This window comes from Klebsiella sp. RHBSTW-00215, from assembly GCF_014103785.1.
Lineage (GTDB): Bacteria > Pseudomonadota > Gammaproteobacteria > Enterobacterales > Enterobacteriaceae > Klebsiella.
In genome coordinates this window covers 5505154-5521023 of record NZ_JABXQS010000001.1, presented here as the reverse complement: position 1 = coordinate 5521023, position 15870 = coordinate 5505154, and the positions used below count along the sequence as shown (strand labels likewise).

Genomic DNA, 15870 nt, shown 5'->3' with positions numbered 1-15870 from the left:
TCTTAATATGCTGTCAGTCTCATTTCTCTCATTCCTCTCAAAAAATGAAAAAAAGTTAACAAGAAAAGCCGAATTCATAACGTAATAGTAATGAAACAGTACAGAAAGGACGGACTAAGCCGGCAGACTGGTGACTGCCGGGGCGAGAGATATCAGGAAATAAACGCCAGACCTTTGCCAAAAATGGCGCGAATAGGCAGGGTAATGCCGTGCAGGCGGGCCTTGTGCCGTAAACGACTGATGACCACGTCGATTCGGTGCAGCTCCGGTTCGCCTTCATCGGTGAACAAGCAGTCGTGCAGGGCAACTTTGTTACAGACTTCATTACGATTACGCATTAAGACCTCCAGCAGCCGATACTCTTGTTGCGTCAGCGGTAGGGTCAGCCCCGAAGGTGCGACAAGCTGCTCAACTTGCAGCGTCCAGGGCGACGACGCTGACTGTTCCGCTGATACTGCCTGGGGAGCGTTAACTGGCGGTTTTTGCTGCCGAAGCCGGGAGCCAAGCGCATTAATGCTATCGGCGAGATCGGAAAAATTCACCGGTTTGATGAGGTAGAGGTCAGCACCTGAATTTAACGCCTGGAGCCGGTCCTGCTCATGCCCTCTGGCGGTGATGACGACCAGTCCAAACTGACCAATTTCGTGCAGATAGTCTAGCACGCTAAATCCATCTTCTCCCGGTAAGCCGATGTCGATGAGTACGATATCAACCGGATCGCGATGCAGCTGACGCCAGAATGCTTCTGCGCTGCGCACGCCCCAGGCGTCGAATCCGCGATGGCGTAAAAAGGCCAGCAGTTCATCGAGTAAATCAGCGCTATCTTCGATGATAGCCACACGTAATGTCATGATTTTTCCTTCTGCTGTCCGGTCTGTGGGAGAGTGAGCGCAAATTCGCATCCGGCAGGGGTGTTTTTGGCTAACCACAAGTCTCCACCGTGGGCTTGTACGATTTGTCGGGCAACATACAATCCGAGGCCAGTTCCGGTAGGCGTTGTCGTATGCGTCTCACCGCGGCGATAGCGCTCAAAAATCAGCTCAACCTGTTCACCCGGAATACCGGGCCCGCGATCGCTAATCCGTATTTCGAACGGCGTTTTCTGTTGATGAATTTCGATACAAATCTCACCTGAAGCGGAATACTTGACCGAATTATCGAGCAGATTGGCGAGCGCAATACATAGCAACCCGCCGTCAATAAATAGCACCGGGGAGGACGATTCCGGGCTGGTAGTTTGCCCATCAAGGGTGACAGTTAAATAATGATTCAGCGAAAGATCGACGACCGTCGCGGCCATCTGAATGACCGGTAGCAGTTCTGAATCTTGCTTATCAGCCCGGAGGGCATAGGACGACAGGCGGGCGTCGGCCAGACAGTTATCGGTTAACTGCACCAGCCGGGTCGTCGCCCGCTGCATCCTGTCGAGGCGCGGTTCCTGCACAGAGGTTGAAGAGCACAGGCGTAAGTTTTCCAGCGCGGCCTGAATAATTGCCAGCGGTGTTCTGAACTCATGCGCCACCATGCCCATAAACTGGCGCTGATGGAAACTAGCTTCGCGCTCAATCTGTAGCTCCCGCGCCAGCTGCTGTTTCTTCATTAACTTGCGGTTTTCCGCGCGAACGCGCAGCACGGCGATAATCAATACGGTGACGATATGGATAATCAGCGCGTACTGCCAGGTTGAATAAACCATATTATGAAAGGGAATGACGCCATGGATGGAGAGCAAAACCAGCGCGGCGGATACCACGTATACCGGCGGCAGCAGCCCCAGCAGTAGCGTATTCAGGTCAATCGCTTTACGCCGCCACAGCGTCCAGGACGTTATCAGCAGAATAGGGGCGGCGACGAAGAATATCCCCGCTTCTATCTGCATCGCCAGGCCATAGAAGCCCAACGGGATACTGATTTGCAAGATAATATTTAACCCGATAGCCGCCAGCAGCAGTTTATGCAGTCGCGGCATATTCTTTTTAAGATCAAAAACCTCGCTGTGCATCCACAGGGCAGTGGCGTAGCTCACCAGCGACAAACAGCTGATCATGTAATCCTGCACCGGCAACATCACGTCGCCAAAGAGCCATTCAGGATAACCGTGCAGTGCCGCCACCAGCGGATAGTTGAGGGAGAACAAGCAGATCCCCCACAGTAAACGGCGGCGCAGCGCAACGGCGAGCCACAGTGCGATGCCGCTGGCAATCACAGCCAGACCAAAATAAAAGCTCCAGAAGGCCGTGTCGAGAGTCGCAGAGCGCACAAACTCCTGTGGGGAAGAGAGGGTTGCCAACAGAATGAGTGTGCTGCTGCTCTGGAGACGGAATGCTATCTCGTAGCCCTCAACGGTGGGAGGCGGCGGTAAAATCAGCACGCTCTCCCGATAGTCGAGATCGTTATCCCGAGCGGGAGCATGATCGCCAAACTCTTTTCGTATCCACGGGCTATCGCTGCCGTAAGGACGATAAAATACGCTTAGATGATCAACAAATGACGGGCCCAGCTGCAGCCAGCGTTGTTCACCGGCGAAGTATGCCGCAGGAAGCGTGGTACGCAACCAGAAGGTCTTTGGCGAATAGCCAAACGAGGGAATCAGCGGTGCCGTTTTCAGCGCATCTTCCGGCAGAGAAAGAAAGGCATCTAACGTCATTTTGTCGCTGGCGTCGGCGTACCAGTATACAGGAATATCGATACCCAGTTGACGGACTTCCGCGCGAGCCGGGGCCAACATCTGTAGAGCAAAAAATACGCCACTCCATGCCCAGAAATGAAGTCTGTTGCATCGGCAAACAATATCAAAAACTGCGCACACACGATTCAATCACGACCCCTTGCGGTATGGATTAATAAAACCAGTACGATATGAACGGCGATGAAGCCTGCTGCTGGCACAGGCAATCCCCCGGAATCCGGGAAATAAACTCGTAGGGTTGGACGACGCAGCATTCTGCTGTTGTCAAAGATATTATTCCAGCGTTATTTGCATGTCGGGCAACTGGCCAGACCTGCCTTGGGTAAATTCTCATGTCAGGTTAACGTATGGGGAGAAAGGGAGGATATGCAAGCTAAAAATTCCGTCAAAGCATAGGCGTTTTTGATATTAGCCAGTGGGCCATTGGTATAGATATATAAAATTTGCAATAGCTTATTTAATAACGACGGCTACTGATAGTCGCAGATATTACACTTTAATTAATTTTTTATTTATTGGTATGTTACGAGGGAGTCTGAAAAAGCACCACCGTCGAACGGTATCAACGATCGAACCTGCAGTCTCGCGTGTAGACCCTCCTGTCGCTATTGGGGGGCCAGGGATTGATATCATTGGGTAATGATGTGGGAGTAAATGCTGAATAAAATGAGGAACCACGATTGGCTATCGAATGTAAAATAAAATCATCCTTTATGCATAAAATCGCAGGATTTAAGTCATGCAAATGATCGGTTGTTCATTATTTTATTCGATGGGGAGTGTGGCGAAGTTTCACTAAAACGACGAATAATAATGCGCCTTTGTGAATGTTTTGGTTATTCATATCAAAGAATCCCTGGGCGACTCTGGTTATGTTGGCAATTCCGCCTGGAGAAATGGCCAGGCAAATTATTCATTATGTTGTACAGGGGGACCTTACAGGATGACGACGAAATCGTTAATGCTTTCTTTGGATGAACAACGGTCAATTCCTTTGAGTACGGTCACCGGGACTCTCGGCCACGTTGGCATGGATATACGCCCGTTAGCGCCTTTAGGGATATGCAGTTTTGACCCCGGTTTTAGCAACACCGCAGGCTGTACGTCAGCCATCTCCTGGATTGATACCGAAAATAGCGTTCTGCTGCATCGCGGGTACCCGGTGGATCAACTCGCTCGTCAGTGTGACTTCCTTGAGGTCGCTTATATTCTGCTGCGTGGCGATGCGCCAGACGAAGCCAGCTATCAGGTTTTCAACGAAACAATTACCCGCCATAGCCTGGTGCACGAGCAGATTGCCCGCATGTGCAGCAGTTTTCGTCGCGACTCCCATCCGATGGCATTAATGTGTGCTTTGGTAGGGACCCTGGCAGCGTTTTATCACGATGTGCTGGACGTCGAAAACCCGGAACACCGCGCACTGGCCGCGACGCGTTTACTGTCGAAAATGCCAACCCTGGCGGCGATGAGCTATAAGTTTTCCATTGAACAGCCGGCGCAGTATCCACGTAATGATCTCTCTTATGCGGGTAATTTCCTGCATATGCTGTTTGCGATCCCGGCAGAAAAATATCAACTTAACCCGGTGATTGAGCAGGCCATGAATCAGATTCTGGTGCTGCATGCTGACCACGGCCAGTGCGCGTCGACCACGACTGTGCGGGCAGCGGGCTCTTCCGGAGCAAACTTATTCGCCAGCGTTGCCGCGGGGCTTGCGTCCCTGTGGGGGCCAGCACACGGCGGGGCTAACGAAGCCAGCATGCGAATGCTGGAAGAGATTGAGACCGTTGACCAAATCCCCGCCTTCCTGAGTAGAGCAAAACGCGATCCGCAGGCATTCCGTCGCTTGGGTTTTGGTAACTCTCGCTACCGTAATCTTGACCCTAGAGCGGCTATATTGCGTGAGACCTGTCACCGGGTACTGGAAGAGCTGGGCATGTGCGATATGCCATTGCAGGTGGCGATGGCGCTTGAAGAGGTGGCGCTGACCGACCCGTATTTTGTTGAGAATGGCCTGTCGCCGAGCGTCGACTTTTATACGGCCGTGATCCTCAAAGCAATGGGGTTGCCTGCGTCGATGTTTGTGGTGATTACCGCCGTAGGCAGAACGCTCGGTTGGGTGGCGCACTGGAACGAAATGCATGAAGCGCCGCTGAACATTTATCGCCCGCGACAGATTTATACCGGAGAAGAGATGCGAGATTACGTTTCGCGTCGTGAAGGGAAATAACAGAGCACGGTTTTAATATTGTGTTCGTATTGTTGCCGGGCGGCGGCTGACGCCTTGCCCGGCCTACGAAACCCCGATCATCCGGGGAAACAATCAATGATTAACGAAACACCACCTGCGCCCAGCGGGCCAATCCTGCCGTTACCGAGCCAAAATCATCGCCACCGGCAATTGGAATGCCCGGCAGATGAGCCGCCAGCGCTTTTTTAATCAACGGCGAGCGAGCGCTGCCGCCGGTCAGGTAAATCACATCCGGTTTATCGTTGCTGTTATCCAGCGCCAGCTGCACCTGTTCCATAATGCGGGTTAACGGCTGATCTAAAGCCGCTTCCAGACCCTGCTGGCTGATAGCCGTCGCCAGCTCGTCGCTGATAAACGGTAGCCCGGTCGTGACGCTCGACTGTGCGGAAAGGGCGATCTTGCTCTCTTCCGCGCTGCGAACCAGACGATAGCTCAGACGCTGACGCCAGACTTTCAGCAACAAAGCAACCTTCTCGCTATCGCGGGCGCTGCGCAGTAAGTCGTTCAGCAGACGGCCGTTGGCGGTGCTGTAAAAATCAGTCTGTGCGGGAACGTCGTTAATTGCTACCGCATTCCACCACGGCAAAATCGGCAGGGCGATGCCTTTTTCAGTATCGCCGCCCATGCCCAGCAGCGGCATCAGGCATTTAAAGGCAAGCGCGATGTCCAGATCGTTACCGCCGACACGACAACCGCTGTGCCCGAGCAGACTTTGCTGACGATCGGCTTTTTCTCGCCATTGTGGCCCCATCAGCAGCAGTGAACAGTCAGTGGTACCGCCGCCGATATCAACAACCAGAACGCGTTTTTCCTCGCTGAGTGTCGCTTCGAAATCCAGCCCTGCCGCAACCGGCTCAAACTGAAATACTACGTCGCGAAAGCCTGCGCGTTTTGCCGCACGTTCCAGAATTCCCTGCGCCTGGGCGTTGGCCTCATCGCCGCCGAGCCCCTGGAAGTTAATCGGTCGCCCAATCACTGCCTGGTCGATGGTTTCCGGCAACTGCGCTTGTGCCTGCTGCTTAATATGCAGCATCATGGCACAGACTAAATCTTCAAATAGCGCAACCTGCTGCGGCTTGAGTCCGCTGGCGCCGAGGAACGATTTCGGCGATTTCACAAAGTAGACTTCTTCCGGATCGTCGACGTATTGATGCAGCGAGGCGAGGCCAAACTGCACGCTATTGCGTAACACATCGATATCTTCATCGCGGTTGTAGTTGATGGCGCGCCGCAGCAGCGCCTGGTTTTCATCACTGCTGGTCGGGACTTCATGATGGCGGTAGAGCCATTCGCTGACCGCTTCGCGAGTGGGCGCTGAAAGCATTGATGGCAGCAGTGAACTGCCGTTTTCCAGCGTTAGCAATTGCGGAATATTGTCGCGCATCACCGCGACTGAACAGTTAGCGGTACCGTAGTCAAAACCAATAAACATAGCCTGCAAAATCCCCATGCCAGTGAAGAAGGGGGGCGACTTTAGCGGATTGATGCCATCGCGACAACTGGAATTTAAAAGCAAGGCGCATGCGACGTTCCGCAGCTATGATTGAAGCGCTGAAAAAGGAGAAATGATGACGCTGTTAGCCTGGCACCCTCCCTATGACTGGGAGTGGATGTTTAGTTTTCTTGGCGCTCGTGCGGTGCAGGGGGTTGAAACCTTCGTTGACGGGCGCTATATCCGCAGTTTTGCGCTGGCGGGCCATGCCGGTCTGATAACCGTCACGCCGGACGAAGCGGCACAAGGAATGCAAGTCACGCTTTCCCCCGGGCTGGAGCCGGTGGCAGATGAGTGCCTGGCCCGTATTGCGCGACTGTTTGATTTATCCTGTGACCCGCAGCAGGTCGCTTTGGCGCTGGGGGAGCTGGCGCAGCCGAGGCCGGGTTTACGCCTGCCGGGTTCCCTTGACGCCTTTGAACAAGCGGTACGTGCGGTGCTGGGGCAACTGGTCAGCGTGGCCATGGCGGCGAAACTGGCCGGAAAAGTCGCTGCTGCGTGGGGGGAACCGCTCGCCGATGCGCCGGAGTTTTACCTTTTCCCCACCGCGCACCAGTTGGCACTGGCTGACCCGCAAGCGTTAAAGGCGCTGGGAATGCCGCTTCGGCGTGCAGAAGCCCTGATTCATTTAGCTCAGGCGGCAATCAGCGGCGAGCTGCCCTTAGTTGCGCCAGATAATATAGAAGCCGGAATGAAGCAGTTGCAGACGCTGCCCGGCATTGGCCGCTGGACCGCCAGCTATTTTGCGCTTCGCGGCTGGCAGGCGCAGGATATCTTTCTGCCGGATGACTACCTGATTAAACAGCGCTTCCCCGGAATGACGCCGACGCGTATTGCGCGTTACGCCAGCCGCTGGCAGCCGTGGCGATCGTATGCGTTATTGCACATATGGTATACGCAAGGCTGGTCGCCGGATGAGGAATAGCCGGGCAGGGCGCTTAGCACTAGTATCGCAGGCCTGAAATCCCTATAATTGCCGAGTTTGGCGTTCAACCGCCACCCTTCCTACATTCCCAGGTTAATCAGGTCGCAAAAATTTATGACTGATACGTCTCATCAGTGCGTCATTATAGGCATCGCCGGCGCATCGGCTTCGGGCAAAAGCCTCATCGCCAGCACGCTTTATCGTGAACTACGTGAACAAGTCGGCGATGAGCATATCGGCGTTATTCCGGAAGACAGCTATTACAAGGATCAAAGTCATCTGTCGATGGAAGAGCGTGTAAAAACCAACTATGACCACCCAAGTTCGATGGATCATAGTTTGCTGTTTCAGCATCTACAGATGCTGAGAAGCGGCCAGCCGATTGAGTTACCGGTTTACAGCTATGTCGAGCACACTCGCATGCCGGAAACAATTCATATTGAACCGAAGAAAGTGATCATCCTTGAAGGGATCTTACTACTGACTGACGTTCGCCTGCGTAATGAACTCAGTTTCTCTATTTTCGTTGATACCCCGCTGGATATCTGCCTGATGCGCCGCATTAAGCGTGATGTGAACGAGCGTGGGCGTTCAATGGATTCTGTGATGGCGCAGTATCAGAAAACCGTTCGCCCGATGTTCCTGCAGTTTATCGACCCTTCCAAGCAGTATGCCGACATTATTGTGCCTCGCGGCGGTAAAAACCGCATCGCCATCGATATTCTGAAGGCCAAAATCAGTCAGTTCTTTGAATAACACGAACGAATTGTGTAACGTGCAAAGAGAAGCCAAATTGCCCTTATCCCCGGAAGGCGTAAGGGCGCGATGCCTTAAAGGAGAACGTTCATGCGTCTGTGCGACCGAGATATAGAAGCCTGGTTGGATGAGGGGCGGTTGGCCATTAATCCACGTCCACCTGTAGAACGGATTAATGGCGCGACGGTTGATGTCCGCCTGGGGAATAAATTCCGCACATTTCGCGGCCACACCGCGGGTTTTATTGACCTGAGCGGGCCAAAAGCGGAAGTCAGCGCAGCGCTGGATCGCGTGATGAGCGAGGAGATTGTGCTGGCGGAAGGAGAGGCGTTTTTCCTGCATCCTGGTGAGCTGGCGCTGGCGGTAACGTATGAATCCGTGACGTTGCCTGCAGACCTGGTTGGCTGGCTCGACGGGCGTTCTTCGCTGGCGCGTCTTGGGTTGATGGTTCACGTCACCGCACACCGTATCGATCCGGGCTGGTCCGGCTGCATCGTGCTTGAGTTCTATAATTCCGGCAAACTGCCGCTGGCGTTGCGTCCGGGAATGCCTATCGGGGCGCTAAGCTTTGAACCGTTATCTGGCCCGGCAGCGCGGCCTTATAACCGTCGTGAAGATGCCAAATATCGTGACCAGCAGGGTGCGGTGGCGAGTCGAATCGACAAGGACTGATAATTTAAGCGGTTTGCTGAGGAAGCCATGAGACGAATTCTGACGACGCTGATGATCTTGCTGGCGGTGGTTGTCGCCGGTCTTACCGCACTGGTATTGCTGGTCAATCCCAACGATTTTCGCGCCTATATGGTCAAAGAGGTCGCGGATCGTAGCGGCTATCAGCTTGAGCTCGACGGTCCGCTGCGTTGGCACGTCTGGCCGCAGCTCAGTATTCTCTCTGGTCGCATGACGTTGACCGCGCCTGGCGCTGCCGAACCGGTGATTCGTGCCGACAATATGCGCCTGGACGTTGCGCTGATGCCGCTGATTTCTCATCAGTTGCAGGTAAAGCAGGTGATGTTGAAAGGCGCTGTTATCCAACTAACCTCCAAAACCGAAGCCGTGCGTAGTCAAAATGCGCCGGTGGTTCCACATGATAATACGCTGCCGCAGGTGTCTGAAGATCGCGGCTGGTCGTATGATGTCCGGCAGCTACAGATCGCCGATAGCGTGCTTTTCTTCCAGCATGAAGACGGCGAACAGGTCACGGTGCGCGATATTCATCTGCAGATGGAACAGGATGAGCATCATCATGCGACGCTCGATTTTTCTGGCCGGATTAACCGCGATCAGCGAGACCTGGCGCTTTCGCTCTCCGCTCAAGTGCAGGGCGGCGACTATCCTCACTCCCTGAAGGCGGAAATTTCACAATTGAACTGGCAGCTTCGTGGCGCTGAACTTCCTGCTGCGGGGATCAGTGGTCAGGGCAGCCTGCAGGCAAGCTGGTTTGAAGACGCGAAAAAACTCAGTTTTGACAAACTAAATTTAAGCGCCAACGGCAGCGCTATTACCGGCAATGCCAGCGTGGTGTTAGGCGAACAACCTGACTGGACGCTGAATCTTCAGGCGAGCACGCTGAACCTGGACAGCTTACTGACTCATGCTTCACCTGCCGCTGATAACGGAGCCAACCAGCAAGGGCAGAGTCAGACTCGCCAGTTGCGTCCAGTTATCGCCAATAGCGATATTCAGCAAGATTACAACGCTCTGCGCGCTTTTAATGCGCAAATGACGCTAACGGCTGACCAGCTTCAGTGGCGAGGAATGAATTTTACCCAGGTTAAAAGTGATATCAGTAATCAGCAGGGGCTGTTGACGATCAATCAGCTGCAGGGAAATCTGGATGGCGGCAACCTCTCGCTGCCAGGTTCGCTGGACGCCCGGAGCGATACGCCGCAGGCCTCGTTCCAGCCGAAACTCGACAATATTGAGATCGGCTCGATTCTGAAAGCCTTTAACTATTCGTTAAATCTCACAGGTAAGCTGTCGCTGAGCGGGGACTTCTCCGGCGAAAAAATAGATGCCGATGATTTCCGTCGTAACTGGCAAGGGCAGGCGCAAATCCAGATGACGGATACGCGTACTGAAGGACTCAATTTCCAGCAGCTCGTGCAGCAGGCCGTTGAGCGCAGCACCAATGTGCAGGCGCAGGAAAACTACGATAACGCCACCCGGCTCGATTCTGTCAGCAGTGCGCTGGAGCTGGATAATGGCTTGGTGACGTTAAGGCGAATGCAGGGGCAATCTGAACTGATGGCGCTCACCGGACAAGGTGAGCTTAACCTGCTGAAAGAAGACTGCGATATGCGTTTTAACGTCAGAGTATTGGGTGGCTGGAAGGGCGAGAGCAAGCTCATTGACAGACTCAAGCAAACCGCAATTCCGCTGCGTATTTATGGTAACTGGCAGACGTTGAGCTATAGCCTGCAGGTGGACCAGATTCTGCGTAAACAGCTGCAAGATGAAGCCAGAAAACGCCTGAATGACTGGGCGGATCGCAATAAAAACTCCCAGGACGGGAAGGATGTGAAGAAGCTGCTCGATAAGCTGTGAGTTTGGCCTGGAAAAGCAGAAGAAGCGTCTCGTGCCCGAATTGCTGGCAATATGCTCTGTTGTGAAATCGCCCGGCGGCGCTTCGCTTGCGCGGGCCTACAGGCTAAGAGTGTGCGGGTTTTATTAGCCGGGTAAGGCGCCAGTCGCCACCCGGCGTTAATACGAGTACATTTTTTGTCGGGCGGGAAGGGCGTAAGCTGGCACCTGGCGTGAATACGAGTGCAGGTTTTGTAGGTCGGGTAAGGCGTTAGCCCCCACCCGACATAAACATTAGCGCACTTTCTACAACTGATTTACCACCCTTCACCCTGTTCACATATGAAGGCGTTACACTTCATAATCCAGTTCATCTTCTTCATGTACTGGCGGCACTATCTGTACTTTTTGTACCCGATGGCTTTCCACCTGCAAAGTGCGCAATGTATACCCGGCAATTTCCACTTCCTCGCCCTCTTGCGGGACATGCTGCAGGTACTCCATCAGTAAACCGGCAATAGTGTGATATTCACGTTTCTCATCCAGCGGTAAAGGAACGTACTGCACCAAATCTTCCAGCGGCATATGACCATTGACTGTCCAGGTGTCGTCACTGTTCTTGTGAATATCATGGCGGGCATCGGTCTCTTCGACTTCATTAGGCAGATTACCTGCAATAGTTTCCATCACGTCGCTGAGCGTAACAATTCCTTCTACGGAACCAAACTCGTCAACAACAAAGGCAAAGTGGGTCCTGGCGTTGCGGAACTGTTCCAGAGCAGAAAGCAGCGGCAGCGCCTCCGGAAATACCAGCGGCTGGCGGATAAGAACGTGTAAATCGAGCGGCTCGTTACGCAGCGACTGTTGCAGTAGGTCGATAACGTGCACGACCCCGAGCATATCGTCGTCATCATTACCACCGGTGACCACCACGCGCGTATGCTGATTTTTATCGAGTAATGCACGAATCTCATCTTCCGGCGCACTCAGATCGATATGTTCAATGTCATGACGCGAGGTCATGATGCTGCTGACGGTGCGTTGGTTAAGATTGAGGACCCGCTCAATCATTCTTCGTTCCTGGGGATTAAAGAGCGGATTGTCGTCATGGTCAGCGATAAGCGAGGAACCATCACTATCGAGTTCGGCTTTTTCTTTGTGGCCACTCAGCAGGCTCATGACCGCCTCAGTTGTTCTCTGACGCAGGGTCAGATTGGCCGAAAGAAAACGGTGACGGTTGAACATCGCCAATTGGTTAAAGGATTCAATCATTATCGAGAAGCCGATTGCGGCATACAAATAGCCTTTCGGGATCGGGAAACCAAAACCTTCGGCTATCAGGCTAAAGCCAATCATGAGCAAGAAGCTCAGGCACAAAATAACGATCGTCGGGTGGCTGTTAACAAAACGGGTTAAAGCTTTACTGGCCATTAGCATCAGACTAATGGCAATAACTACCGCTGCCATCATGACGGCCAGATGATCAACCATTCCGACCGCCGTAACGACGGAGTCTAGGGAAAAGATGGCATCAAGTACTACAATTTGCGCCACGACTCCCCAGAATTTTGCCCCTTTGCGCTGACTGGGATTATCGCTATCTTTCCCTTCCAGCCGTTCATTGAGCTCGACAGTGGCTTTAAAGAGCAAAAATAATCCCCCGAATAACATGATCAGGTCGCGGGCGCTAAAGCTCAGATCGTGCCAGATAATCAGTGGTTTAGTTAGGGTGACCAGCCAGGAGATAGAAGCCAGCAATAGCAAACGCATCAGCATTGCCAGCAGCAGGCCCGTTACCCGCGCACGGTCTCTTTGCGCCGGGGGAAGTTTTTCCGCGAGAATTGCGATAAAGACCAGATTATCAATACCGAGAACCAGCTCAATAACGACAAGAGTTATGAGTCCGGCCCAGATCGAAGGGTCGGCAATCCATTCCATAATCAGTTAAAACCTTTACAACCTAAGAGTGCCATGTACCGATCATGGATAAGGCATAGATAAAATGCAATATTTTCAGCCGTAATTTGCCTGATGGTCAAAATTCAGGTCCTTGTCATACCAGAAAGCAAAATAGCCAGTTGTCAACGATGTAACCTATTAAGTTCCTGCGTCCAGGATTTTACTTATTCATGGTTGTGCTAATTTTCATCAATGTCGGAGGGGCGTCTGATTTCCGATCAAATTCATGGGCTGAAAATAGTTCAATCGCTCCTGAAGGATAGCCAGCCGCTGATGCATCGTCCGCGTAGTAACAAAACCCCATCAATAGATTTGATGTATATAACATCGTTTTTGTATAATTTGGATTTTTATACTACTTAATATCGTGGCTTGCCGGAGAAAAAATTTTGCTAGACGATATTGTCAGCGTTATGTGGAGATAAATAGTAATAAAATCAGAGGTGAAGGGCATTAGCAGAGAGTAAGGTATCCCAGTTCATTGACTGGATAAGCCTGAGGTCCTGCTGAAAATAGACAATGAAAGAGATGTTGCTGAAATTTAGTCGCTTTTATACGTACAAATAATTTTATTATCACTATAAGCGATTATTTTGGCTGATTTTCTATTTTTTTATGGTCACTTGTTCTGTATCAACTCAAGCTGAAAGATAACAGAGTATCAAAGGGTGTAGATGGCGAAAAGATGAATGTCAGTGCTATCTCTTACAAATTAAAACAGATAGTTAGCTATGATAAGTCATTGTAAATAGTAGTAAGTTCGTATGAACAATCATGCATAAGAATTTTCTTAAGTCTGTCTATTGGTCTACACGCTTTACGTGTATTCTTAAACTATTCGTGTAATTTCGGAATTTGACGGACAGTAGGACAGACTGCAACCGTGTATCATCATGGATAATTGCCAGTGATACATACAATCTGACAGGAATCGAGAGATTTATAACCATACGGGTGGAAATGATAATGGTGAGTTTGAAAGCAGTTATACCGGTAGCAGGACTAGGGATGCATATGTTACCCGCCACCAAGGCCATTCCGAAAGAGATGCTGCCGATCGTCGACAAGCCAATGGTGCAGTACATTGTTGACGAAATCGTAGCTGCTGGTATCAAGGAAATTGTGCTGGTCACCCATTCATCTAAGAATGCTGTTGAAAACCATTTTGACACCTCCTACGAGCTGGAAGCTTTGCTCGAGCAACGTGTGAAGCGTCAGCTGCTGGCGGAAGTGCAGGCTATTTGTCCACCGGGCGTAACTATTATGAACGTGCGTCAGGGTCAGCAGCTCGGATTAGGGCACTCTATCCTTTGTGCGCGTCCGTTAATTGGCGATAACCCATTTGTGGTTGTATTGCCGGATATCATTCTTGACGACGCCAGTGCCGATCCGCTGCGCTATAACCTTGCAGCTATGGTCGCTCGCTTTAAGGAAACTGGCCGCAGCCAGGTTCTGGCAAAACGTATGGAAGGCGATCTCGCTGAGTACTCTGTTATCCAGACCAAAGATACGCTGGAATCAGCAGGACAGGTTGCGCGTATCGTTGAGTTCATCGAAAAACCTGATGAACCGCAAACGCTGGATTCTGATCTGATGGCGGTAGGCCGCTATGTACTTTCTGCAGAGGTGTGGTCTGAACTGGAACGTACCGAGCCAGGTGCCTGGGGTCGTATTCAGTTAACCGATGCCATCGCTGAACTGGCGAAGAAACAATCTGTTGATGCCATGTTGATGACTGGCGAAAGCTACGATTGCGGTAAAAAAATGGGTTATATGCAGGCTTTTGTAAACTACGGACTGCGTAACCATAAAGAAGGCGCTAAATTCCGCGAGAGCATTAAAAAGCTGTTAGCGTAATTCGTGAACATAGTCTTTCAGGTTTATGAACGTGAACGGTCTGCGGCAATATTAAGATAAGTATCAGAGACTGCAGTCGTTCACTGACTGAGGGTATGGTCGGCTTTGAACCTGATTGACGTTAAAATACAATGGATTAGGCGGTGCCCTGTTATGTTGTATCATTTAGGGACGCAAATTAGGTTCGGAGACTTCTGGTAGTCAGACTGGATGTATCATGATGCAATGAGTAGGTGAGTGAAATTTAATCTTAGCTAATAATTACTTACTAAGATTTTTCTTAATAAAGTGGTCGTTAATAAGATCACAATATAAAAATAAAACTTGACTGAGATCATGTTTGCGCATTAAACAACGGTTATGCATGCATAAAAATGTGAAGTTACGAAATGGGCATGTCCACAAAGATATCGTGGAAATGGCGTTCCAGACAGGAGAGATCGTTAAAGGATGAAAGGTAAATGAACTGGCAGGTTGTCACATTTTTTGGCGATAGTACTGTGCTGTTACCCAGTGCGGCCGTGTTGTTTATAGTCCTTCTGCTGCGAAAAGACTCAAAGCAGGTTGCCTGGGATTGGGCGCTGCTGTTCGGTATCACTGGCGCGATAGTGTGCGCATCAAAACTGGCATTTATGGGGTGGGGGATAGGCATTCGCGAGCTGGATTTCACAGGCTTTAGCGGACACACTGCATTATCTACCGCTTTTTGGCCAATTCTCTTATGGCTGCTGTGCGCACGTGCAGCACCAGCAATTCGTCGTATTTCTGTTCTGTTAGGTTATGCATTGGCTGGGTTAGTTGGTTACTCGCGATTGGTGATTCACGCGCATTCAACTTCGGAAGTCATTGCCGGTTTACTTCTGGGGGCCGCGGGAAGTGCACTGTTCTTACTGATGCAGTCGCGTGGTGAAAGCGCTCATGTCGCGCAACTCTCATGGGGAGGGTTGGCAAGCGTTGTTATCATCCCGCTGATGTTATTGAATACTGGTGCTAAAGCGCCAACTCAGTCTCTGCTGGGCGAGATAGCAGTGAAGCTGGGACCACTGGAAAAACCGTTTACTCGGGCCGATCTGCATAAGCGTTTTTATTGATGCTCATGACGACAGCAGCAGTGTTATGGCAAAAGCAGTTCACATATTACACATTATGAAGCGTTCAGGCTGAAGTGATGGTTCATGTTGAAATTCATATTCATGAAATAAATTAGTGATGCTGCATTATGTACGATATTCAGCACAATGATAAACTGCCAGGATGTATCCTAAATAGTATTTTTAACTTAACATCGAATTTATTAATGATAACAACAATCTGGCATAACTCTTTTAACTATTAATTTTTGTAGTTGACTGGCTTTAATTGTTTTGAAAGTAAACCAGTATGGTTGGTGTGGTGAAAAGTCAGTAAAATCATGCTGT

General features: G+C 51.1%; 11 protein-coding genes. 7 read left to right on the top strand and 4 right to left on the bottom strand.

The annotated features are described in order from the left end of the window. Positions 1–152: 152 nt before the first annotated feature. Positions 153–851 (bottom strand): response regulator transcription factor, encoded by a 699-nt coding sequence (locus tag HV127_RS26350; protein WP_182239856.1) that lies wholly within the window; start codon positions 849–851, stop codon positions 153–155. Further along, a complete protein-coding gene (locus HV127_RS26345; RefSeq protein WP_228727504.1) occupies positions 848–2728 on the bottom strand; it encodes a sensor histidine kinase in 1881 nt (626 codons plus the stop codon). The genes HV127_RS26350 and HV127_RS26345 overlap by 4 nt, the downstream gene beginning before the upstream one ends. A gap of 904 nt (positions 2729–3632) precedes the next feature. On the opposite strand from HV127_RS26345, the gene HV127_RS26340 reads away from it, so the two are divergent. Then, on the top strand, positions 3633–4919 hold the full coding sequence (locus HV127_RS26340) for a citrate synthase (protein ID WP_182207318.1): 1287 nt from the start codon (positions 3633–3635) through the stop codon (positions 4917–4919). A 100-nt stretch (positions 4920–5019) separates the two neighbouring features. Here HV127_RS26340 and yegD read toward each other — a convergent pair whose 3' ends face one another. Further along, positions 5020–6372, bottom strand: coding sequence for a molecular chaperone (gene yegD / locus HV127_RS26335; protein WP_182239852.1), 1353 nt, complete (start codon positions 6370–6372; stop codon positions 5020–5022). Positions 6373–6508: 136 nt separating this feature from the next. Here yegD and alkA point away from each other — a divergent pair, with 136 nt between their 5' ends. From alkA to asmA, 4 genes are all read left to right on the top strand, one after another. Next, positions 6509–7357 carry a DNA-3-methyladenine glycosylase 2 gene (gene alkA / locus HV127_RS26330; protein WP_182240850.1) on the top strand — a complete coding sequence of 283 codons (849 nt, stop codon included), beginning with the start codon at positions 6509–6511 and terminating at the stop codon, positions 7355–7357. Between the two features lie 114 nt (positions 7358–7471). Then, positions 7472–8113, top strand: coding sequence for a uridine kinase (gene udk, locus HV127_RS26325; protein ID WP_110275489.1), 642 nt, complete (start codon positions 7472–7474; stop codon positions 8111–8113). Between the two features lie 90 nt (positions 8114–8203). Beyond that, a complete protein-coding gene (gene dcd, locus HV127_RS26320) occupies positions 8204–8785 on the top strand; it encodes a dCTP deaminase (protein WP_110275488.1) in 582 nt (193 codons plus the stop codon). A 27-nt stretch (positions 8786–8812) separates the two neighbouring features. Beyond that, entirely contained in the window at positions 8813–10660 is a 1848-nt protein-coding gene (asmA, locus tag HV127_RS26315; RefSeq protein WP_182239850.1) for an outer membrane assembly protein AsmA, read from the top strand. Positions 10661–10987: 327 nt separating this feature from the next. Here the strand turns inward: asmA and HV127_RS26310 are convergent, their stop codons facing one another. Continuing rightward, positions 10988–12574 (bottom strand): TerC family protein, encoded by a 1587-nt coding sequence (locus HV127_RS26310; protein ID WP_182207315.1) that lies wholly within the window; start codon positions 12572–12574, stop codon positions 10988–10990. Positions 12575–13555: 981 nt separating this feature from the next. On the opposite strand from HV127_RS26310, the gene galF reads away from it, so the two are divergent. Both galF and HV127_RS26300 read left to right on the top strand, forming a co-directional pair. Further along, positions 13556–14452 carry a UTP--glucose-1-phosphate uridylyltransferase GalF gene (gene galF, locus HV127_RS26305; RefSeq protein WP_182239848.1) on the top strand — a complete coding sequence of 299 codons (897 nt, stop codon included), beginning with the start codon at positions 13556–13558 and terminating at the stop codon, positions 14450–14452. 461 nt (positions 14453–14913) lie between these two features. Further along, on the top strand, positions 14914–15543 hold the full coding sequence (locus tag HV127_RS26300; protein WP_182239846.1) for a phosphatase PAP2 family protein: 630 nt from the start codon (positions 14914–14916) through the stop codon (positions 15541–15543). The last annotated feature ends 327 nt before the right edge of the window (positions 15544–15870 follow it).